The sequence below is a fragment of the Legionella erythra genome (genome assembly GCF_001467615.1).
Classification (GTDB): Bacteria; Pseudomonadota; Gammaproteobacteria; order Legionellales; family Legionellaceae; genus Legionella_C; species Legionella_C erythra.
Map to the genome: position 1 here is coordinate 58687 of NZ_LNYA01000001.1, position 21925 is coordinate 80611.

Below are 21925 nucleotides of genomic sequence, written 5' to 3' on the forward strand. Positions count from 1 at the left end.
TCAACCTCATGAATAATCAAGCGCCTGCTAGCTCCAAAGCCTTGTACCGCCGCCTCATCACGTATGTCAAACCCTACTGGATGGTGCTGGCGCTGGGGATTGTTGCCAATATTTTATATTCAGGCATTGATGCCACGTTTACCTACCTGATGCGCCCTTTTCTTGATAAAAGTTTTATCAATATCGATATGGCCTTTGTCCAGCAAATACCATTGCTTGTTCTTTTAGGTGTTTTGTCACGGGCTGTGGTCAGTTCACTCGGCAGTTATTGCATGACCTGGGTATCCCGATCGGTGGTGCAGGTCTTAAGGCAGCGGGTGTTTGCTCATATTATCCGCTTGCCGGCCGATTATTACGACGAGGCGACGTCCGGTCAACTTTTGTCCAAAATTCTTTACAATGTAGAGCAGGTCGCTCAGGTCAGCGCTGATGCGCTCACGGATTTTATTCAGAACGCTTTTTTAGTCGCCGGGCTGCTCACCGTGATGATGGTGATTTGCTGGCAGTTTTCGTTGATGTTCCTGCTGACCGTGCCTTTCGTGGGATTGATTGTCAATTACACCAACAAGCGGGTCAGGCGCATCAGCCACAAAGTGCAGAAATCCATGGGCGAGGTGACTGAAATTGCCAGTGAGGCAATTGAAGGGTACCGGGTGGTGCGTATTTTTGGCGGTGAAGCGTATGAAACAACCAAATTCAACCGCGCCACCGAAGCGTCGCGCATTAATGACATGAAAGTGGCTGTCAGCAAGGCCATTAATGTGTCGGGCGTGCAGTTTGTTTTGGCAATTGGTATTGCAGCCATCCTGTATACCGCCATTCATTTGGCGGCAGTGATTACTATTTCAGCGGGGTCGTTTGTGGCCATTATTGCCGCCATGCTGCAATTAATTAAACCCATGAAAACCCTGACCACCTTGAACGCCACGATACAAAAGGGGCTTGCCGGGGCTGAAAGCGTCTTTGCTGTGCTGGACAGCCCGGTTGAGACCGAGGAAGGCAAGGTTCTGACGGCACGGGCACGGGGTGAGGTCCGTTTTGAGAGAGTGGGGTTTGCCTATCGTCAGGGGCAGATGATTCTTGATAACATTAATCTTCTCATTCCGGCCGGGCAGACCGTGGCCCTGGTGGGGCATTCCGGCAGCGGTAAAACCACCTTGGCGAGCCTCTTGCCTCGCTTTTACGAGGTGACGGAAGGGCAGATCAGCCTGGATGGCGAACCCATAAGCCAGTTAAAACCCAGCAGCCTGCGCGAACAAATGGCCTTAGTCAGCCAGCATGTGACCTTATTTAACGATACCCTGGCCAATAACATTGCCTATGGCCGTTTTGATGTCAGCCGCGATGATATTGTAGCCGCCGCCAGACTGGCTTTTGCCGATGAATTTATCCAGCGTCTGCCAGAAGGGTATGACACCCGTGTAGGCGAAAACGGCTTTCTGCTTTCAGGCGGACAACGCCAGCGCTTGGCCATTGCCCGCGCTATTTTGAAAAACGCGCCCATCCTGATCCTGGATGAAGCCACGTCCGCGCTCGATAGCCAGTCAGAACAGGCTATCCAATCGGCCTTGGAGCATGTCATGAAAAACCGCACGACGCTGGTCATCGCCCATCGCCTGTCCACCATTCAGCGTGCCCACAAAATCGTGGTGTTGGATAAAGGCCGTATTGTGGAGCAGGGAACGCATCAGGAGTTGCTTGAATGCAATGGCCACTATGCGCAATTGTATCGTGCGCAGACATTGCACCATGAGCTGAAAGACAGGGTGACGTAATGCCTGCCATCCTCGAAAAACTATGGTATGGAGGCCATAGAGCTTACTGGTTACTTCTTCCCTTAGCCTGGGTTTATCGGGCTGTCAGTGCCTGCCGTCGCCATGTTTTGCAACGCTTTTGCCAGCAGCGATTTAACATTCCGGTTATCGTCGTCGGTAATCTTTCTGTTGGGGGCGTGGGTAAAACCCCATTCGTGATTGCCTTAGCCAGAAAGCTCCAGGAGAAAGGCATCAGTGTCGGCATCGTCAGCCGCGGCTATGGTGCCAGTCTGGCTGCTTTTCCTCATGAGGTGACTCTCGACAACACGGCGGCGGATGTCGGGGATGAGCCCCTGCTCATCCGTCAAAAAACCGGATGTCCCGTGGTGATTGCTCCGAAACGGGTGCAGGCCGTGCGTTACCTAATCGACCATCATCACCCGCAGGTGATTATCAGCGATGACGGTTTGCAGCATTATGCCATGGGGAGAGCCATTGAAATTGTCGTCATTGATGGCCAGCGCGGCCTGGGTAATGGTCGGTGTCTGCCGGCAGGGCCTTTGCGTGAACCGCCTGCTCGCCTGAAGCAGGCAACGTTTGTGGTTGTTAATCAGGGTCAGTGGCCCGGGGCTTACCCCATGACGATGACCCCTGGACCATTAACCCACCTTGCTTCCTGGCAGGCGGTGGCAAAGGAGGAACTGAAAGCGCCAATCGCGGCTATGGCTGCAATTGGTAACCCGCAACGCTTCTTTTCGACACTGCAACAAATGGGATTGATTTTTCAGCAATATTCTTTTCCCGATCATCACTTTTTTACAGCAAATGAGCTACAATTCTCCGAATCATCGGTCATTATGACCGAAAAGGATGCGGTGAAATGCCATGCTTTCGCGAGAGAAGGCTGGTATGTCTTACCGGTTGAAGCCACCTTACCTGATTTATTCTGGCAAGCCTTATGGTCACAAGAACAATTAAAAGGGTTAATTTCCACATGAGACACGTTAAATTTTATGGATTCCTGCTCCTTGGGTTATTCATGACGGCTGCTTTCGCCAGCGACAAGACAGCTGTGCCCAAGTCAGAAGAAGCCGTGGAGTCCGAAACACCCGTTGCCAATATCCTCTCCCTCAGTGCAAAGCAGGCTGACTGGGTCTTCTCCGGTGCCGTGACCAATGAGAGCGGAGAGCGTTATAATTACTACTTTGAGTTGCAACGGAATGACCAGCAATTTCATGCCCAGGCGATTTTGGTCGATGCGCAGACTGGTGAGTTGGTGTTGCATGAGCAAAGCGACAGCGTAATTGACGCTCCTGAAAGCAGTCAATGGCGGGTAGGCAAGGCTTTCCTGCGCTTTAACGCCATCAATAACAGCTGGATTTTTGGTGTTAAAGGAAAAGACAAGGGGTTTAATTTTAAGGTCGATATGCTGGGGCTTTCGGGCAATAACTATTCCAGACAACAGGATATCCGCAATGGCATTGAATTGCTGATTAACCAGACTGGCCGTTTAAATGGTCATTTACAAACCGGCGAAAATAACCAGGAGCAGTTTGTTACCGCTAAAAAAGCCTGGTTCAGGCAAGTATGGGTCAGCAAGCCGCAAACGCTTGGTCACCCGATGACTGCCGTTCTGTGCGAATTCAACGACGGTGGCGGATTTTATGCGGTGAATCTTAAAGAAGCCGATGCCTTGCGCGGTGCGGTGGCGGGTTTTCGCGACCAGGAAGGTACAGCTGTGCCGGTGTCGCAATTTGTGACAGTCAAAAAAGACAAGGATGGCTTATGGGTCATTCATATTCCATCGCCGCGGCTCACCTTAACGCTTAAGGACATGCTCGAGCAACTGGATACCAGTCATCAATTGGTGGCCGGGTTGGTTAAAGGAGTAAAGCCTGGTTTTTGTGCCATTAGTCTCCACGACATTGGGCAACCTTCTGTTTTGCCCGCTCAAAAGACCGCCTAAACGCCATGTTTATCCGGCAGTAACAAAGCAAGCCCTGCTGCAATAAGCAAACCGCAGGGCACAAGAATTAAAGCCCACTGATAATCAGCCAGAGTATAAGCATCGCGGGTGCCGCGTAGAAAATCGAGAAAATACCCAACCAGCGGTTGCAGCAAGGGTGCAGTCAACATGGCGAGGGTATTGGTAAAGCCAGTGCAGGTGGATAACGTATCCTGCGGGGCCAGTTCATTGGCAATGGAATAAGACAACATGTAAGCGCCGCAGCAGACACCAATCAAAAACATCAAAAACGCCATGCTCACGGAAGAATGGATGGGCATAAACAGGGTGATCCCTAAAAACAGAGCAGTCGACAGGCAGGAAAACAGCATGAGTGGCGTGCGGCGTTGAAAATACCCGGCTAAATAACCAAAAAGTGGGCAACTCACGGCGGCGCCAAGGAAAACAAAGGCGTCCACGAGGCTGGCTTCCTTAAGGCTTAAACCCAGCTTGATTTGTAAAAAAGGGATAGCCCACAAAGCTCCAAAAACGGTAATGACAGTAAAACTTAACCCCACAAACAAGCCATTAAACCAGGCTTTGGGTGATTTGAGAATAATGAGTAGCGGTTTCAGTTGCGATAACTTGATGGCTTGTCCGCGTTTCGGCGGAATAAACTGCCAACAGCAGCAGGCGATTAATAGCCCGCCGATGGCGGCGCCATGAATAAAAAAACGCCAACCCCAATGTGTAATGAGCCCGCCAAGGCTTATCATACCGAGCATGGTCATTAAAAAGCCTAAAGTCTCTGAAAGGCCAATCATGAAGGCGAATTGCCGAATAGGGAAATGCTCACGCAGTAGATGAGAAAGTCCGACAAAGGCAAAAGAGGAGCCTGCGCCAATCAGCAGACGGCTCAGCACAAGCGCCCATAATTGTTCGCTTTGTGCAAAAAGAAAGCAACCAAGGCTGCAGAGCAGGGCATTTATCGTTAAAAGAAAACGTGGATTGGCACGATCAAAAAGAATGCCGACGGGTATTTGCAGGCTGGTGTAAACATAATAAAACGAACTGCTTAAAAAACCAGCCATGAGCGCCGACAGTTTCATTTCTACCATAATGGCGCCAATGATGACGCCCGATGACAATTGCAGAAAAAATTGAAACAATACAAAAGAAACCCCTACCAGCCAGATTAACAGGCGCCGGGTCGACAGGGAGAGCGGTATACTATGAGAAGACATTAATCTCAATTTAGACTAAAAAAGTGCTGAATATACCGCCTAACGTGGTATCGAGCAATGTTTGCGAGGAAATATGAATTTACGCGATCTGCAGTATTTTGTGGTGTTAGCCAAAACGGAACATTTTGGCGAAGCCGCAAGGCAATGTTTTGTCAGCCAACCGACCTTGAGCATGCAGATTAAAAAACTGGAGGATGAGTTGGGCGTGCAGTTGTTTGAACGCGATAACAAACGGGTGATGCTGACTGATTCTGGCCGCTTGCTGCTTGAGCGAGCTCGCTCAATCCTGGCAGAGGTTGCTGAAATGAAAGCGATTGCCAATACCGCCCGCGATCCCTTCGCCGGTGAATTGCACCTGGGTGTTATTCCAACGGTGGCACCTTACCTGCTGCCGCTGATTATGTCGGGTATTCAAAGCCATTTTCCGCAATTAAAAATCTGGCTTATCGAGGATAAAACGCATCGACTGGTGCAATCCTTGCAGGAGGGAACACTGGATGCCGCGATCATGGCTTTACCCGTGGCTCTGGATTTTGACTATCAACTACTTTATGAAGAACCGTTTTATTTTGCCTGTTCACCGGATTATCCCTTACCGGCGGGGCAGGCAGTCAAGCTTGAACAGTTGGCAGGGCAGCCGGTCATGCTTCTCGAAGAAGGGCATTGCCTGCGTGAACAGGCGATGTCGATTTGTAAGACCGTGAAAGCGGAAACCACAGTTGATTTTACAGCCACAAGCCTTGAAACCTTGCGTCTCATGGTTCAGGCGGGTAGAGGAATCACGCTGATGCCGGCCCTGGCGGTGCGTGGTATTGCCGAGAGTGAATTAAAAATCCTCCCTTTTGCCAATCCCGGCGCCTCTCGGCGTATTGCCTTATTCTGGCGTGGCAGCAGTGCCAAGCGTCGCTGCCTCGAAGCCATTGGCGATTTTATTAGTGATAAGATGGTCACTATCCTGCCACCTGGCAATCCATGATTTTTCTAAAGACTTATTGCTGTCTGCCGTGTTCTCTTGCTAGAGTGGAAGCTTGATTTCTTTGCTGATTCTCTATGCCGCAACCTGCTGAAATTAAACATCTTCGTGTTGGCTTTGAAACTGCTGAACGTACGATTACTGCTGTCGATGACATCAGTTTTCATTTAATTCCTGGCGAGACCATGGCGCTGCTTGGCGAGTCGGGTTGTGGTAAATCCTTAACCTCTCTGTCATTGATGCGCTTGCTGCCGCCTTATGGCGTTTATGGCCAGGACAGTGAAGTGCAGGTGGAGGGCAATGATTTATTACGCCTGCCTGAATCGGTCATGCGCCAATTACGGGGCCGGCGTTTGGCGATTATTTTTCAGGAACCGATGACGGCGTTAAATCCTGTCTTGAAAATAGGTGAGCAATTGGCCGAAGCCCTGCGGCAAGGGAGCAAAACTTTTGACAAGAAAGCCTTGCAAAAGCGCATGATTTCCTTGTTGAATGAAGTGGAAATGCCAGAGCCTGCCTTACGCCTTAACCAATATCCCCATCAATTGTCAGGCGGCCAAAAGCAACGGGTTGTCATTGCCATGGCTTTGGCTAATCAACCCGACATTCTGATTGCTGATGAACCGACGACCGCACTGGATGTAACCATTCAGGCGCAGATCCTGCAATTACTGAAAAAATTGCAAAATGAGCACAATATGAGCATGTTGCTCATCACCCACGATTTAAGCGTAGTGAAAGCTGTGGCGGATCGGGTGTGTGTGATGTATGCGGGCCAATTGGTTGAGCAGGCGACAGTGGACGAATTTTTCACTCAGATTAAACACCCTTATTCGCAACAGTTATTCGCCTCTTTACCTGATTTTAATAAACGCGGCCATCGCCTGCAGACGATTGCAGGGAGTGTGCCGGGTCTCGATGCCATGCCGTCTGGCTGTCGTTTCCACCCGCGTTGTGCACACCGTTTTGCTCCCTGTGCTGACATTGAACCGACGCTTCAGGATGTGGATGGACGCCTGGTGCGTTGTCATCTCTACCCTGAGCATCGTGAGCCGCCGCCGCTTCATGAGGTTCAGCAAACATGGGAAAAGAAGGCGGTGGCCGAAGACGTGATACTGCGGGCGGAAAATCTTTGTGTTGATTTTATCCTTGGTAAGCGCCTCTTTCATAAAGGTCAGGTGCTGCATGCTGTGGATAATCTGTCGTTGACGCTGCGCCGCGGTAAAACCTTAGCCTTAGTCGGCGAATCCGGCTGTGGTAAAACAACGGCAAGCCGTGCTTTGTTGCGGCTATTGCCCATTACTTCGGGTGAGGTATTTTACCAGGAGCAGAATATTTCTGCGCTGCGAGGCAAGGCATTACGCGATTATCGTAAAAAAGTGCAGATAGTCTTTCAGGATCCCTTTTCCTCCATGAACCCGCGCATGACCATCGGCGAGATCATTGCCGAGGGCATGCAGGCTCAGGGCATGGCGGCTAAAACCATTGCACAAAAACAGCATTGGCTTCTGGAACGGGTTAATTTGCCGCAAAAGAGTCTGGATCGTTACCCGCATCAATTTTCAGGCGGGCAGCGGCAACGGATTTGCATTGCCCGCGCCTTGGCCACTGAACCTGAAATTCTCATTTGCGATGAACCAACCAGTGCTCTCGATGTCTCGGTGCAGGCGCAGATATTAAACCTGCTGAAGGAATTGCAGCAGGAGTTGGGCATGGCTTATTTATTTATCACCCATAATATGGCCGTGGTGTCTTATATGGCCGATGACGTCATGGTCATGCGCAAAGGGCGTTGTGTGGAGAAAGGATCCTGCGAAGCCATCTTTAAGCACCCAGAGCAGGCCTATACCCGGCAATTGTTAGCCAGCGTGTTAGAGATTTAAAGTGTCGCGATCTGGTTTTTCCAACAGATGACAAGCCCGAGGGCGTTCTGTTCATGCAGCAATGCCTCCCATTGAATGTTCAAGATTCTATAATGTCTTGATGCTGTGTAATAACTCGGCGCTTTTGGTGTTGGTATCCGGACGATGAGTTTTGAAAAAAAGATTACGATGCATGCTCATCAATGTGCCATTTTGTACTTTTTTACCATTAACTTCTAACGTGGACTCTTCTTTTTCCCATTGCTCAATAATGCCTTTAATGTCATCCAGGGAAGAGAGCTCTGACTCTTTAATTTTGGTATGTAAGGCGTTTAAACTTGCAATCTTTGCAGAGGGATCGCGCAGGACGCGTTGCTGCCACGCACCAAGCTCCGTCAAGCGTTTGTTTATGGCCTGCAGGACCTCCATTTTTTGGGTTTTTGCTTGCAGGGGAATGGCCTCTATCGCTGCATGAAGTTTATCGGCATCCAGAAGAGGCACAAATACACAATCAAAACGCTTCCCCTGGTTGTCAATGGTTTGGAATTGATAGCCGGGTAACGTCGCTTTAATAAAGGCAAAGTCTTTGGAAGGCAACGATTGCTGGCCGATCATGTATTGCGGAAAACGAATAGCAATGGCTTTATTATTGAACGTGTCAGCGGCCATGCGCACTAAAATGTCTGGCTTTGCTAATCGTTTTTGCAAGTCTTGCTCATAATCAAAGACCGTTTGATCATTAATCTCCCGGCTTACTTTGTAGCTATCATCCAGACACATGATCATGCGGTATTCAAGATGCGGATTGATTTCTTCTAATGAGCGGGAATCCACAACAGGATGGCCTGAGGCGAAATCAAGTACCTGCGTTTCCAATTGATGGATACCCGTGGCATCGCGATAGAAACCGCCGTCTGGATGGTCGCCAATTTGAGCACCGGGTGGTAATCCGTATTGTTCATTCAATTCAGCGGGAATGATGCCAGTAATGATATTGTGCGGTTTATCATCAAGCGGAGCTATACGGGAGTTGGTGTCGCCGAGAATGATGGATAGATCACTGGTGGTTTCGGTTAACAGCTGTCCATACAATTTCTCGTTGCCGTCAGGGAAAGGGCTGTAATAACCACAGGTATTATGAAGATCAAGGATTAAGCCCTTGTTCTCCTTATCTTTTACCGTCACGGAGCGTATTTTTGCTTTACGATCCAATCGGGTTGCCTGTTCTTCAAACCGCTTTTTAGAGTAGCAGGTGACCAGCCCGGTTCTAAACTCGACTTTAATCTCCCAGTCCTCTCCCAGAGCGACGCGTAAATCCTCGACCACTTCCTCGCCTGCTTCCTGCAGAAAAAGAACATCAGCCGCCTGTTTTTTTACACCCTTGGCTAAACCGGCGATAATTTGCTGATAGCGCTTTGGTGTATCTTCTTTGGAGTCTTTTGTATGGATACCCGGGCAGCTTGATGTGCCGAGAATATTAAGGGAAATCAGCGTCAAAGATTTTTTACCTTTCCCGAGAGGCACCTTGGTCAATAGGGGTAAATGATCCGAATAGGCAAGATCGGGATTGCTGTTTACTTCGTCAAGGGTTGGAAAAAGTGGGTGTAGTCTGGGGGCCATGTTTGCTCTGGACGATTAATAAAATCATTTAAATTTATATCAAATATTATACAATATGAGCTGTAATATGCCGTATCGGGGGCGGTGCTCCGATACGGCTGCTTCGTCAGTTAGCTGTGATTTGTTCAATAAAAGCAGGCAAATCGTTCAGTTTAATGGTGGAAATCGCCTCGCTGTTGCGGGCCTTGTATTCCACCGAGTCGTCCTGTAAATGGCGTTCACTGATAACCAGGCGGTGTGGGATGCCGATTAAATCGCTGTCGGCAAAAAGGACGCCAGGCCGTTCATTGCGATCGTCCAGTAAAACGTCAACGCCCTTCGCTTTAAGCGCCTGGTATAATTGCTCAGTGGTTTCACGCACTTGTTCAGAACGGGCGGCATTGACGGGGATGAGAACCAGTTGGAAAGGCGCCATGGCTTGCGGCCAGATGATGCCGCGTTCGTCATGGTGCTGTTCGATGGCAGCGGCGACGACGCGCGATACGCCAAGTCCATAGCAGCCCATGATCATGGTCTGTAATTGCCCTTCTTCATTCAATACCGCTGCCTTCATCGCTTTCGCGTACTTATCGCCCAACTGGAACACATGGCCTACTTCAATACCGCGGCAGGCACGCAAACGGCCTTTGCCATCGGGGCTTAAATCGCCTTCTTTGACATTGCGTAAATCAAAGGTTTCGACCGAAGCCGCATCACGTGCCCAGGAGGCATTGAGGTAATGCTTATCGGCATGGTTAGCACCACAGGCGAAGACGGGTAGGGCAAAAGCGTGATGATCAACAATGATCGGGATAGGCAGATTAATGGGTCCTAGGGAACCCACTGGGGCTTTCAATTGTTTTTTAATGGTTTCATCATCAGCGAAGCGAAGTGGTGATTTAACCAGGGGATGTTTAGCCGCTTTGATTTCATTTAATTCATCATCACCGCGTAACACCAGGGCAACCAGCGGGTGTTCATCGCCTTCAACAATCAAGGTTTTTACCATCTCTTCCGGTTGAACAGCGAGCAGGGCTGACACGTCTTCAATAGTCTTTTTGCCGACGGTATCCATAAGACGCAAGGCTTCCGTATGCGCATGACGTACTGGCTCGGGTTTTAAACTGGTCGCTTGTTCAACATTGGCCGCGTAATCGCTTTGGTCGCTATAAAAAATTAAATCTTCACCGGAATCCGCGAGCACCTGGAATTCATGCGAGGCTGAACCGCCAATGGCCCCGGTATCGGCTTCAACAGCGCGATACTTCAAACCCAATCGGTCAAAAATACGGCAATAAGTGTAATACATGTCATCGTAAGTCTGCTGCAGTGATTCCTGCGTCAAATGGAATGAATAGGCATCCTTCATGATGAATTCGCGCGCGCGCATGACACCGAAACGCGGCCTGATTTCATCGCGAAATTTGGTTTGAATCTGGTAAAAATTAACCGGTAATTGCTTGTAGGAGCGGAGTTCATTGCGCATGATGTCGGTAATGACTTCTTCGTGCGTGGGGCCATAGCAATAATCGCGGCCGTTGCTGTCGGTCATTGTTAACAGCAGGCCGCCAAAAGTATCCCATCGTCCGGTCTCCTGCCAGAGTTCAGCCGGTTGAACGGCTGGCATCAACACCTCCATGGCGTTGCTGCGGTTCATTTCTTCACGTACGATTTGTTCAACCTTGCGCATGACTTTTAAACCAAGCGGCATCCAGGTATAGAGTCCTGATCCTAATTTGCGGATGAGGCCGGCCCTAAGCATTAATTGATGAGAGACGATTTCTGCATCGTTTGGGGTTTCTCTTAAGGTGTTTAAAAACCATTGCGACACACGCATACCAACTCCTGATGACGATTAATTTAAAAACGGTCATTATATACCCCCACAGGCAATAACCCTAGCCATGGAGAAAATCAATGAACACCCTACTGCTAATGCAGACTTTTTGCAAGGTGGCCCAACATCGTGGCTTTAATGCAGCGGCCAAAGCGCTGGGTATCTCGCCTGCGGCAGTCAGCAAACAGATTACATCGCTCGAAGAGTCTTTAGGCGTGACCTTGTTTGAGCGCACCACGCGTAAAGTGGCCTTGACTGTTATCGGAGAGGCCTATTATGCCGAGGCACAGGCTGTGTTGTTAGCCCTTGAACAATCCAATAATTTGATTGCGGGTTATAAATCGCAGCCAGAGGGATTATTGCGCGTGATGAGTTCCCGCTATTTTGCCGAGCACATCATTTTACCTCGCATGCCGGCCTTTAGTCAGAGCTATCCGAAAGTCAGTCTTGATTTGCAGATTGCCGAAGAAGTTCCGCATTTGCTGGAAGAAGGCTTGGATGTGGTATTTGGTATGTCAGCCGCCGTGGCTTCCAATGCCGTACAGAAAAAAATAACCACTACGCGTTATGTGTTGTGCGCCTCAGCGGATTATCTGCGTCAATACGGTTACCCAAAACAGGTTGATGATCTAAACCATCATCGTTTCATTACCCATAAAATGAGGATGCCGAATGACAGTTGGACTTTCCTGAACGGCGAAACCCTGGTATTTAAGCCGGCGGTTTATGTCAACGACGCCGCCACCATGGCGGCCTTTGCCATGAGTGGGATGGGGCTTGCGTTCTTGCATCACTATCAGGTGGCCGACGCGCTGGCCAGCGGGCAGTTGCTTGAAGTATTGCCTGAGCAAAGGCTGCCGGTTATTCCGGTTTTTCTTTACTACCATCCCGGCCGTTTTTTGCAGCCCAAGATTAAGTTGTGGGTTCAGGCGATGAGTCGTGATATTCCTGCGTTTCTCTAGCATGGACGTTATCCGCATCATGCATTAATTGTTTGATTTTTTCACCAAGAACAGGGCCGGATTTGTGACTGAGCTGCAATAGTTCGGTGCCAAAATCGTCAAACTGTACCCGGCCGCTTTCCACATCATAGACCGCGCCGATCAAGGCGATGCTGTCATCATCAATCATGCCGCGCAGGATGTCGCTTCGGGTATAGACTTGTTCCAGCGTATTGGCAATATTCAAGGCGGTGACGTGTCTTACAAATTCACCATTCTGCCCGTTTCGCTGCTCACGGGTCACTGATTCCGCCTCTACAGCAGGTTTGATTTTATCCAGTAATTCCGTGATATGGCCCTTTTTAACGCCATCGCAGGCTGATTGGATTGCTCCACAGCGGGTATGGCCTAACACGACGATGAGCTTGGCACCCACGACATGACAAGCGTATTCCATGCTGGCTAAAATATCGTTATTTATCACGTTGCCGGCAATACGGATACAGAATAAATCACCAAAACTCATGTCGAAAATCGTTTCCACCGGGACGCGGGAATCAATACAACCAAGGACGACGGCAATGGGGTGCTGGGTCTTGGCCGTGTATTGAATATCAATTTGGGTGGTGCGATGGATACGGGTATCGCTCAAGAAGCGTTGATTCCCCTCGCGCAATACCACCAAAACCTCCGCGGGCGAGAGGTTACTTTGCACGTCGTAAGTCGTGACGTTGATGAAATCAATGTAGTTATGGATGTCGTAATGATCTTTAAAGCCCGTTAAATTCAGCGAGATTTGCTTTAAAGGCGCCTGCTCCTGTTGGAATTCTTTAATTAACTCAATAATTTCTTTATCAATATAGGTGGAGTGGCGGGCATCAATAATCAATTGTGAATTCCGGGGAATGGAATCTAATTCGGCTATCAGCGAGGCTTTGTTCAGGAAGCTTATCTGCTGCGGCAGGATGAGCCGGCTGGTGACGCCATTGGGATAAAATTCCTTGACAATGTCAAGGCGTGCCTGGCTGTTGGATTTGAGAATGTAATAAAGGCTTACCCCCAATCCAATCATGATACCGGCCAGCAGGTTGAATACCACGATGCTGAAGACGGTGGCAATAAAGGGGATGAAGCGGTCCATTCCCTGGGCATAAATCTGTCGATAGATAGCGGGTTTCGTTAATTTGTAACCGGTGAAGATCAAAATGACGGCCAAGGATGACAAAGGAATTTTGTTCAGTAATTCAGGAATCAGCACTACGGCAAAAAGCAGGAAGAAACCGTGAAAAATGGTGGATAATTTTGATCGGGCGCCGGCCTGAATATTAACCGATGTTCTGACAATAACGGAGGTTACCGGAATACCCCCCACTAAACCCGCAACCAAATTCCCTGCGCCCTGTGCAATCAACTCCTGATCCTTGGAGCAATAACGGTGTTTTTTATCCAGCCTTTCCCCGGCTTTAACGTTCAAAAGACTTTCGAGCGAGGCGACAATGGCAATGACAAAGGCATAGAGATAGACTTTTGGATTCTTCCAGGCTGCCCAGTCGGGAAAAGTAAACTGACTGAACAGATTGGTGTAGCCGTTGGTGTGAGGGATGTTCACCAGATGCGGGTTATCCTGCACCAATGACGACTGAGTCAGATTGAACAATTCATTAATGAGAATGCCGGCAATCACGACGATAATGGGTGCGGGTACATTTTGCAGCCACTGAATTTTCACTTTATCGAAAAAAATCAGTATGGCAAAGGAAATCAACGAAATCAGACAGGCCCCATAATTGATGTGATACGACAAATCGTAAAATGGGTTTAAATTAAAACCTTCGGTGGTCTCCAGCAAGTGGGCCTTTAATTCGGTCAAGTCGGTGGAGTGGGTAAAGGTTAAGGGCAATTGCTTGATGATAAGCAGGATGCCAATGGCGCACAATAAGCCCTGCACAACATTGGAAGGCACATAATCTGCAACAAGACCTGCGCGCAGGCCGCCGACGATGATTTGTAAAATCCCGGCTAAGGTCAGGGCCAGAAGAAAGGTATTAAAATCGCCGAGTTGGGAAATGGCGGTCAGTACGACAGCCGCCATACCGGCGGCCGGTCCGCTCACGCTTACCTGGGAGCCACTTAGGGAACCTACGACAATACCACCAATGATGCCGCTTAAAATGCCGGAAAAAAGAGGGGCTCCTGAGGCCAGAGCAATCCCCAGACATAAAGGAACCGCGACTAAAAAGACAACAATCGCTGCAATAAAATCAAACTTGAGATGTCTGCTTTTATAAACGCGTAGCTTGCGCAGGCCGTTTGTCATGGCTTCAGTCATAATGCGTAACCTCGTCATATTAAACTAAAAGAGTTCGGAGTGTATAATTACCAAGCCTTTACAGTAAAGTAAAATTACTTTACATAAAGAATGACACGCCATCCTACAGGTTACAGGGAAAGACGCCTGATGTCATGCTAAAAAACAGCTTCGTTTTCTTCCGGGTCTGGCAATTCATCATGAGAAAACACAGCATCTGTTTCCCGTAACGTGTCAGTGATTAATTCTTTCTCCAGGTTTTTAAAATGCCACAAGTCCTGATCCATGAGCTGGCTGGGTTTAATGCTTTGCAGGGCATGCAAAATATTACTGGGTACTTTGGGGTTTTCTTCTGCCAATTGATCGATGAGTTTACCCACGCGTTTGCGCATTAAATTTTCCTGCGAACCGCAAAGATTACAGGGGATAATCGGGTAAGCCTGCTCGTTCGCAAAGGTAATGATGTCGCGTTCCTGAACATAGCAGAGAGGGCGGATGACGATGTGTTTTTTATTGTCGCTCAATAATTTGGGCGGCATGGAGCGTGTATCACCGTTATATAGAATGGACATCAGCAGGGTACGGATTAAATCATCGCGATGGTGTCCGAGGGCAATCTTAGTGTAGCCATGTTCTTCCGCATAACGGTAAATAATCCCCCGTCTTAACCGTGAGCACAGTGAACAGTAAGTTTTTCCTTCAGGAATTTTTTCTTTCACAATGCTGTAGGTATCGCGGGTCAGAATTTCGTGCGGGATGTTTCTTTCGGAGAGCCACTGGCGCAGGCGGCTGTCATCCCAACCCGGCTGAGCCTGATCAAGGGTAAAGGCAAAGACGTCGAATTTATTGTTGGAGCGTTTGCGCAGCGTATGCAGCAAAGTCAGCAGGGTGAACGAATCTTTACCGCCTGACAGGCAGACCATGACGCGATCGCCGCGTTGGATCATATTAAAATCAGCAATAGCCTTGCCGGTATAATGCAATAATTTTTTTTCAACTTGAGAGGGCGTGGTGGACATCATTTAACAACCTAATAATAAACTAGTGATGGGTATCAGGAACCGCTTGCGATGGGGGAAAGCCGGCAACGCGTGAGGTTGACAACCAGGAATTGACTTCCTCCAGATCATTCACATTCAGCGTTCCAGCCAGGTATTTAAGCTGCAACATGGCATTGATCAGATTGTATTGATCGCGGGCCAATTGTTCCTGTGCTTCAAACAGGCGTTGTTGTGCGTTAACAACATCCACCATGGTGCGTGTTCCTACCTGGAATTGGGCTTCGGTACTTTCCAGGGAGTTCTGTTGAGAAATCACGGTTTGGCGGTCGGCTTTCACTTTGCTGATGCCATCCACAATGGTGTTAAAGGCAATGCGGCTATTGACTACAACATCGCGGTAAGTTTGCTCAAGCTGTTCACTGGATGTTTGATAATCGTACTGGGCCTGGCGGGTTTGTGATTGGACCAGACCGCCTTGAAAAACAGGAAAATTCAGGGCCAGGGCAACGTTGGCTGTCGTTTGGCGCTGGGGCACGAAGAAAGACGTCGAACCGCCGCTGTTATGGGTTTGCAGGGCATTGCTTTGAATCGCCAGCGTTGGCCAGGCGCCTGCCGCATTAGCCCGGATGTTTTCATGGGCAGCCTGCAAGCCGAATTTGGCGGAAAAAAGGCGGTAATTTTGTTTAAGCCCGGTATCAACCCATTCGTCCACATTGTCCGGTTCCGGTCTTATCAATGGGATGCGGCTGTCGCGCAGAGGGGCTAAAAATTCATACACGTGGTTGGTTAATTTCCGCAGATTCTCGTTTTGGTTAATCTGGTTATTGCGGGCGGAAATAACCTCGGCGACGGACTGGTCATAGGCAGCTTTTGCTTCATAAACAGAGGTGATGGCATCGAGGCCCACTTTAAACCGTTGCTCGGCCTGCTCAAGCTGGCGTTTGTTCGCGCGCTTTTTGGCTTCGGCAAAATTCAGTGTGTCTTTGGCAAACAGCACGTCAAAATAGGCCTTGGCCGTGCGTACAATCAAATCCTGAGCCGCATCATTAAACGTGGCTTGTGCGGCTTTGACCGACGCTTTTGCCTGTTGCACACGCGACCAGGCCTGGTAGTTAAATACAGCCTGCGAGGCGGTTACTGTCCATTGATTGCTGTTAAACGTTTCCTGAATACGGGCAAGGGTGGTCACGTCCTGTACATTACGGCCGGTAGTCCCCCCGACCGTCACCTGCGGATACAAGGCGGCGCGTGCCTGAGGAATCGCCTCACTGCTCGACATGTAAGTACTATATGCTTCCTTGAAGGTTGGATCGTTTTCCAGAGCCTGCTGGTAAATATCCATCAAATCCGTCGCATGAACAGACTGAGTGATACCGGTAACCAACGTAAAGCATAAAAGTAATTTTTTCTTCATGCGGTCAGCATCCTAGAAAACAAATTCTTTGGGTTTTAATTTGTCAATTAAGGGCGGAAGATTGGTTTCAAACAACAACCGATCCGACCAGTTGCCCTGATGATCCAGGGTGTACAGACGGCCTTGCATGACCGGGTCCCGGCCAACAATGGCGAAGAGCTTTCCACCGGGCAAAACCTGGAGGCGGTGGGTTTCAGTCACCGCATCGATTGCACCAGTCAGCAACACCACATCGTAAGGTGCCTTATCCAGCCAGCCGCGGCTGCCATCGCCGGTGATGAATTCGACATTATGACAATGGTATTTTTCGAGTTTGGTGCGGGCTTCTTGCGTAAAATCGGCATAATAATCGACGCTGATGACTTTCTGACACAGGCGGCTTAACAGCGCGGTAAAATACCCAGAACCCGTACCCACTTCGAGTACTGTTTCGTGACCATCCAGCGCTAATGCCTGCAGCAGCGTGCCTTCTTCCAGCGGGGTCATCATCCGTTGCTCGTGGGCCAGTGGAATCTGCATATCGGAATAGGCAAATTCTTTCATGACTGGCGGCACGAACTCGTGACGCGGAAACATGTCAAAGAGGTCGAGAATGGCTTCTTCAAGGACATCGCCTGTACGAAGCTGCTGTTTGATCATATTAATTCGTGCGTTTTGGCTACTCATCAGTACTTACCATTACCTTAGCTGTTTAGGTTAAAGCGTTGCGGACATTTTAGCAAGAATTGCGAAAAGGTGCGATGGTTCAAGTGTCTATTTAAATGATTAAGTAATTTTTTACCTTCGATAGGAAGGTATGGCTGTTTATACTGTTGAAATAAAAAATGAAATAACAAAGCCTTTAGCGGTAAGCGTCAGTCTGTTGCAGCAGGGAGCTGCGCGGCATTCGCTTTTTTTTGCACAGTGTTAAGCGGTAATTGTGCATGATTTCATGGTGAATTTGTCTAAAATTTGCTATCATTTCTCAATTTTTTAAACCTGGGAGAGTGTTGTGCTTGAACAATTTACTGAATACCTGCAATCCGAGCTTGATACGCTTAAAAAGGAAGGTTTGTATAAATCAGAACGTGTGATTAGCAGTCAACAGCAGGCAGCGGTTGAAGTACAAGACAGAGAAGTCATTAACTTATGCGCCAACAATTACCTGGGGTTGGCCAATCATCCGCAATTAATCGCCGAAGGGCAAAAGGCCCTGGAGAAATATGGCTATGGTATGGCTTCCGTACGTTTCATTTGCGGCACCCAGACGCCCCATAAACAACTGGAGCACGCCATCAGCCGTTTCCTCGGCAAGGAAGACACGATTCTTTATTCGTCCTGTTTTGATGCCAATACCGGGTTGTTTGAAACCCTCCTTGGACCTGAGGATGCCATCATCAGCGATGCGCTGAATCATGCGAGCATCATTGACGGCATCCGCTTATGCAAAGCCGCCCGTTACCGTTACAACAACAATGACATGAGCGATTTGGAAGCCAGGCTGATTGAGGCTAAAAATGCCCGCTTCCGTCTGATTGCCACTGATGGCGTTTTTTCCATGGATGGCATTATTGCAAATCTGCAAGCGATCTGCGAACTGGCGGATCGCTACGATGCCATGGTCATGGTCGATGATTCGCATGCTGTCGGTTTTATGGGCGAGACTGGGCGCGGCACGCCGGAGTATTGCGGGGTGGCTGAGCGGATTGATATCGTCACCGGTACGCTGGGCAAAGCCCTTGGCGGGGCTTCCGGCGGGTATACCAGCGCCAACGCCGTCATTGTCGACTGGCTGCGCCAACGTTCACGGCCTTACCTGTTTTCCAATACATTAGCGCCAGTCATTGCCGATACGTCCATTAAAGTGCTGGAACTGCTCTCCGCCAATCAGGCGTTGGCCAACAAATTAAAACGCAACGCCCGCTATTTCCGTGACGGAATGAGCCAACTGGGCTTTACCCTGGTTCCTGGCGAACATCCGATCATTCCGGTGATGTTGGGTGATGCTGCCCTGGCAGGCGAAATGGCGTCACGTTTACTTAACGAAGGGATTTATGTCGTCGGATTTTCTTACCCGGTTGTACCAAAGGGTAAAGCAAGAATCCGTACCCAAATGTCCGCTGCTCATGAGATTGTCCATCTGGATAAAGCCATTGCAGCATTTGGGAAAGTGGGTAAAGAATTAGGTATTATTTAAACAGTTTGTGTTGTTAACGCATTAGGTGGAACTCAATGAAATCATTAGTGAAGGCAAAAAGAGAACCGGGTATCTGGATGGAAGATGTTCCAGTGCCTGAGTATGGCGTCAATGACGTGTTAATTAAAATTGAAAAAACAGCCATTTGCGGGACTGATATTCACATTTATTCCTGGGATGAATGGGCGCAGGCCACTATCCCTGTCCCGATGACCGTAGGCCATGAATTTTATGGCGTCATCGCTGAGGTCGGTTCAGAGGTGAAAGGCTTGAAGGCCGGTCAGCGTGTATCAGGCGAAGGCCACATCACCTGCGGTATGTGCCGTAATTGCCGTGCGGGCAAGCGCCACCTTTGCCGCAACACGCTGGGCGTTGGTGTCAATCGTCCCGGATGTTTTGCCGAATACCTCTCTCTCCCTGCCAGTAATGTGCTGGTTCTGCCGGATAACATTACGGCGGATCAGGCGTCCATACTCGATCCGTTCGGCAATGCCACCCATTGCGCCCTGGCTTTTGATATGGTGGGGGAAGATGTACTGATTACCGGAGCAGGCCCAATCGGCATCATGGCTGTGGCCATTGCCAGGCACATCGGCGCACGTCATGTGGTGATTACCGATGTCAATGATCACCGCCTGGAATTAGCCCGGAAAATGGGTGCGACCCGCGCCATCAATGTGAAATACCAAAACATCAAGGATGTGATGGAGGAATTGGGCATGACCGAAGGTTTTGATGTCGGCCTTGAAATGTCAGGCAATCCCATGGCGTTAAATGATATGGTTCGCGCTATGAATCATGGCGGGCATGTGGCTATCCTTGGCATTCCACCGCAGGAAACTCCGATTGACTGGAATCAGGTGATTTTTAAAGGCCTGGTGATGAAAGGCATTTACGGGCGTGAAATGTTTGAAACCTGGTACAAGATGATTGCCATGCTGCAAAGCGGTTTGAATATTGAACCCGTGATTACTCATCATTTCCCTGTGGATCAGTACCAGGATGCTTTCCAGATTATGGCCTCGGGGCAATCAGGCAAAGTGATTCTTGACTGGAATTAAACCATTCACAACGTGCATGGCTTGAGTAATCGGGGTTTTTGGTTTACCTTGCGGGCCAGCGTTTGATAATAAGCGGGGAATGAATGTCGGATTATATTTTTACAATGAATCGGGTGACCAAGGTCGTGGAGAACCAGCGGGTTATTCTCAAGGACATTTCCTTGAGTTTTTTCCCAGGCGCCAAGATTGGCGTCCTCGGCTTAAACGGCTCTGGTAAATCCACCTTGTTACGCATCATGGCAGGGGTTGATACCCAGTTTAACGGCGAGGCTCGGCCCAAACCCGGCACCAAAATTGGCTATCTGGCCCAGGAACCTGAGCTTGATTTAAACAAAACCGTGCGCGATGTGGTTGAAGAAGGCGTGGGCGAAATTAAAGACAAACTGCGTCAGTTTGATGAAATCAGCATGCGCTTTGCCGAACCCATGAGTGATGACGAAATGAATGACCTGCTGTCCAAGCAGGGCGATTTGCAGAATTACATTGAAACGCATGGTGGCTGGGATTTGGACCGGCGGCTGGATGTGGCAGCCGATGCCTTGCGTCTGCCGGACTGGAACGCGGTCATCAGCCAACTGTCGGGAGGAGAGCGGCGCCGCGTAGCCCTTTGCCGATTGTTGTTATCCAATCCCGACATGCTGCTTCTCGATGAACCGACTAACCATCTTGACGCCGAAAGTGTGGCCTGGCTTGAACGTTATCTTGAAGAATTCCCGGGCACAGTCGTCGCCATTACCCACGATCGCTATTTCCTGGATAATGCGGCGGAATGGATTCTTGAACTGGATAGAGGGGAGGGTATTCCTTACAAAGGCAATTACACCGCCTGGCTTGAGCAGAAAGAAGCGCGTTTGGCCATGGAAGAAAAACAACAGGCTGCCCATGAGCGGGCCATCAAGGCCGAACTGGAATGGGTTCGCACCTCACCCAAAGGCCGTCATGCCAAGAATAAAGCGCGTCTTGCCCGGTTTGAAGAAATGAATTCTAAAGAATTCCAGAAGCGCAATGAAACCAATGAGTTATATATTCCTCCTGGTGAGCGCTTAGGTGACCTGGTCATCGAGGGAAGTCATGTGCGTAAAGCGTTTGGCGATCGGCTGTTAATTGACGATTTGAATTTCAAATTACCCAAAGGCGGTATTTTAGGTATCATCGGTCCTAATGGCGCGGGGAAATCCACTTTCCTGAAGATGCTTACCGGTAGGGAAAACCCTGACAGCGGTGAAATCATCATCGGTGACACGGTGAATCTCGCTTATGTGGATCAGATGCGCGATCATCTGGATGATAACAAGACAGTCTGGGAAGAAATTTCCAATGGTCACGATATCATGCAGATTGGCAGCTTTCAGATGCCCTCGCGAGCTTACGTGGGGCGCTTTAATTTTAAAGGCGCTGATCAGCAGAAAAAAATGTTCCAGCTGTCCGGCGGGGAGCGTAATCGCGTGCATCTGGCCAAACTGCTTAAGAGCGGCGGCAATGTGCTTTTGCTTGACGAACCCAGTAACGATTTGGATGTGGAAACCCTGCGTTCCCTGGAAGAAGCGATTTTAAATTTCCCGGGATGTGCAATTGTTGTGTCACATGATCGCTGGTTCCTGGATAGAATATGTACGCATCTGATGGCGTTTGAGGGTGATTCCCAGGTTGTCTTTTTTGAAGGGAATTACAGTGATTATGAAGCGGATAGAAAGCGCCGTCTGGGCGATGAAGCCGCCAGACCCACCCGGATCAAGTATCGTCGTTTAAGTGCCTGACAAGGTGTGATAAGAAAAATTAGTATAAACCGGGCCTGAAAAAACAGGCCTGA

Annotated in this window: 16 protein-coding genes; 9 read left to right on the plus strand and 7 right to left on the minus strand. The window is 49.2% G+C overall.

Features of this window, described 5'->3' with window-relative positions; genetic code table 11:
- Positions 1–8 precede the first annotated feature (8 nt).
- From msbA to Lery_RS00305, 3 genes are read left to right on the plus strand one after another with little or no spacing between them, the layout of a single operon-like run.
- A complete protein-coding gene (msbA, locus tag Lery_RS00295) occupies positions 9–1775 on the plus strand; it encodes a lipid A export permease/ATP-binding protein MsbA (RefSeq protein WP_058525247.1) in 1767 nt (588 codons plus the stop codon).
- Positions 1775–2752 carry a tetraacyldisaccharide 4'-kinase gene (gene lpxK, locus Lery_RS00300; RefSeq protein WP_058525248.1) on the plus strand — a complete coding sequence of 326 codons (978 nt, stop codon included), beginning with the start codon at positions 1775–1777 and terminating at the stop codon, positions 2750–2752. The genes msbA and lpxK overlap by 1 nt, the downstream gene beginning before the upstream one ends.
- Complete coding sequence (locus Lery_RS00305) at positions 2749–3720, plus strand: hypothetical protein (protein WP_058525249.1); 972 nt, start codon at positions 2749–2751, stop codon at positions 3718–3720. The genes lpxK and Lery_RS00305 overlap by 4 nt, the downstream gene beginning before the upstream one ends.
- On the opposite strand, the gene Lery_RS00310 is transcribed toward Lery_RS00305, so the two are convergent.
- Positions 3717–4943 carry an MFS transporter gene (locus Lery_RS00310; RefSeq protein ID WP_082657079.1) on the minus strand — a complete coding sequence of 409 codons (1227 nt, stop codon included), beginning with the start codon at positions 4941–4943 and terminating at the stop codon, positions 3717–3719. The two genes, Lery_RS00305 and Lery_RS00310, sit on opposite strands and share 4 nt — an antisense overlap.
- A gap of 73 nt (positions 4944–5016) precedes the next feature.
- Between Lery_RS00310 and Lery_RS00315 the strand changes: the two genes are divergently transcribed.
- Entirely contained in the window at positions 5017–5919 is a 903-nt protein-coding gene (locus Lery_RS00315; RefSeq protein ID WP_058525250.1) for a LysR substrate-binding domain-containing protein, read from the plus strand.
- A 74-nt stretch (positions 5920–5993) separates the two neighbouring features.
- Positions 5994–7799: an ABC transporter ATP-binding protein gene (locus tag Lery_RS00320; RefSeq protein WP_058525251.1), complete on the plus strand. Its 1806-nt coding sequence runs from the start codon at positions 5994–5996 to the stop codon at positions 7797–7799.
- Between the two features lie 87 nt (positions 7800–7886).
- Here the strand turns inward: Lery_RS00320 and Lery_RS00325 are convergent, their stop codons facing one another.
- Both Lery_RS00325 and Lery_RS00330 read right to left on the minus strand, forming a co-directional pair.
- A complete protein-coding gene (locus tag Lery_RS00325) occupies positions 7887–9398 on the minus strand; it encodes an endonuclease/exonuclease/phosphatase family protein (RefSeq protein ID WP_058525252.1) in 1512 nt (503 codons plus the stop codon).
- Between the two features lie 106 nt (positions 9399–9504).
- Positions 9505–11214, minus strand: coding sequence for a proline--tRNA ligase (locus tag Lery_RS00330; protein WP_058525253.1), 1710 nt, complete (start codon positions 11212–11214; stop codon positions 9505–9507).
- An 80-nt stretch (positions 11215–11294) separates the two neighbouring features.
- Here Lery_RS00330 and Lery_RS00335 point away from each other — a divergent pair, with 80 nt between their 5' ends.
- Entirely contained in the window at positions 11295–12176 is an 882-nt protein-coding gene (locus tag Lery_RS00335) for a LysR family transcriptional regulator (protein ID WP_058525254.1), read from the plus strand.
- Here Lery_RS00335 and Lery_RS00340 read toward each other — a convergent pair.
- From Lery_RS00340 to Lery_RS00355, 4 genes are all read right to left on the minus strand, one after another.
- Positions 12127–14484: a bifunctional SulP family inorganic anion transporter/carbonic anhydrase gene (locus tag Lery_RS00340; RefSeq protein ID WP_058525255.1), complete on the minus strand. Its 2358-nt coding sequence runs from the start codon at positions 14482–14484 to the stop codon at positions 12127–12129. The two genes, Lery_RS00335 and Lery_RS00340, sit on opposite strands and share 50 nt — an antisense overlap.
- A gap of 137 nt (positions 14485–14621) precedes the next feature.
- On the minus strand, positions 14622–15482 hold the full coding sequence (gene ttcA, locus Lery_RS00345; RefSeq protein ID WP_065230215.1) for a tRNA 2-thiocytidine(32) synthetase TtcA: 861 nt from the start codon (positions 15480–15482) through the stop codon (positions 14622–14624).
- A 22-nt stretch (positions 15483–15504) separates the two neighbouring features.
- Positions 15505–16878, minus strand: a complete 1374-nt coding sequence (locus tag Lery_RS00350) for a TolC family outer membrane protein (protein WP_058525257.1) — start codon at positions 16876–16878, stop codon at positions 15505–15507.
- A gap of 12 nt (positions 16879–16890) precedes the next feature.
- Entirely contained in the window at positions 16891–17544 is a 654-nt protein-coding gene (locus Lery_RS00355) for a protein-L-isoaspartate O-methyltransferase family protein (RefSeq protein ID WP_058525258.1), read from the minus strand.
- Between the two features lie 325 nt (positions 17545–17869).
- Between Lery_RS00355 and Lery_RS00360 the strand changes: the two genes are divergently transcribed.
- The 3 genes from Lery_RS00360 to ettA all read left to right on the plus strand — a co-directional run bounded on the left by Lery_RS00360 (position 17870) and on the right by ettA (position 21872).
- Positions 17870–19054, plus strand: a complete 1185-nt coding sequence (locus tag Lery_RS00360; RefSeq protein WP_058525259.1) for a glycine C-acetyltransferase — start codon at positions 17870–17872, stop codon at positions 19052–19054.
- Between the two features lie 35 nt (positions 19055–19089).
- Positions 19090–20115 (plus strand): L-threonine 3-dehydrogenase, encoded by a 1026-nt coding sequence (tdh, locus tag Lery_RS00365; RefSeq protein WP_058525260.1) that lies wholly within the window; start codon positions 19090–19092, stop codon positions 20113–20115.
- Positions 20116–20198: 83 nt separating this feature from the next.
- Entirely contained in the window at positions 20199–21872 is a 1674-nt protein-coding gene (gene ettA / locus Lery_RS00370; RefSeq protein WP_058525261.1) for an energy-dependent translational throttle protein EttA, read from the plus strand.
- Positions 21873–21925: the final 53 nt, after the last annotated feature.

Coding starts and splice junctions, on each gene's coding strand:
- msbA (WP_058525247.1), top strand. CDS start 9: ATGAATAATCAAGCGCCTGCTAGCTCCAAAGCCTTGTACCGCCGCCTC.
- lpxK (WP_058525248.1), top strand. CDS start 1,775: ATGCCTGCCATCCTCGAAAAACTATGGTATGGAGGCCATAGAGCTTAC.
- Lery_RS00305 (WP_058525249.1), top strand. CDS start 2,749: ATGAGACACGTTAAATTTTATGGATTCCTGCTCCTTGGGTTATTCATG.
- Lery_RS00310 (WP_082657079.1), bottom strand. CDS start 4,943: ATGTCTTCTCATAGTATACCGCTCTCCCTGTCGACCCGGCGCCTGTTA.
- Lery_RS00315 (WP_058525250.1), top strand. CDS start 5,017: ATGAATTTACGCGATCTGCAGTATTTTGTGGTGTTAGCCAAAACGGAA.
- Lery_RS00320 (WP_058525251.1), top strand. CDS start 5,994: ATGCCGCAACCTGCTGAAATTAAACATCTTCGTGTTGGCTTTGAAACT.
- Lery_RS00325 (WP_058525252.1), bottom strand. CDS start 9,398: ATGGCCCCCAGACTACACCCACTTTTTCCAACCCTTGACGAAGTAAAC.
- Lery_RS00330 (WP_058525253.1), bottom strand. CDS start 11,214: ATGCGTGTGTCGCAATGGTTTTTAAACACCTTAAGAGAAACCCCAAAC.
- Lery_RS00335 (WP_058525254.1), top strand. CDS start 11,295: ATGAACACCCTACTGCTAATGCAGACTTTTTGCAAGGTGGCCCAACAT.
- Lery_RS00340 (WP_058525255.1), bottom strand. CDS start 14,484: ATGACTGAAGCCATGACAAACGGCCTGCGCAAGCTACGCGTTTATAAA.
- ttcA (WP_065230215.1), bottom strand. CDS start 15,482: ATGTCCACCACGCCCTCTCAAGTTGAAAAAAAATTATTGCATTATACC.
- Lery_RS00350 (WP_058525257.1), bottom strand. CDS start 16,878: ATGAAGAAAAAATTACTTTTATGCTTTACGTTGGTTACCGGTATCACT.
- Lery_RS00355 (WP_058525258.1), bottom strand. CDS start 17,544: ATGAGTAGCCAAAACGCACGAATTAATATGATCAAACAGCAGCTTCGT.
- tdh (WP_058525260.1), top strand. CDS start 19,090: ATGAAATCATTAGTGAAGGCAAAAAGAGAACCGGGTATCTGGATGGAA.
- ettA (WP_058525261.1), top strand. CDS start 20,199: ATGTCGGATTATATTTTTACAATGAATCGGGTGACCAAGGTCGTGGAG.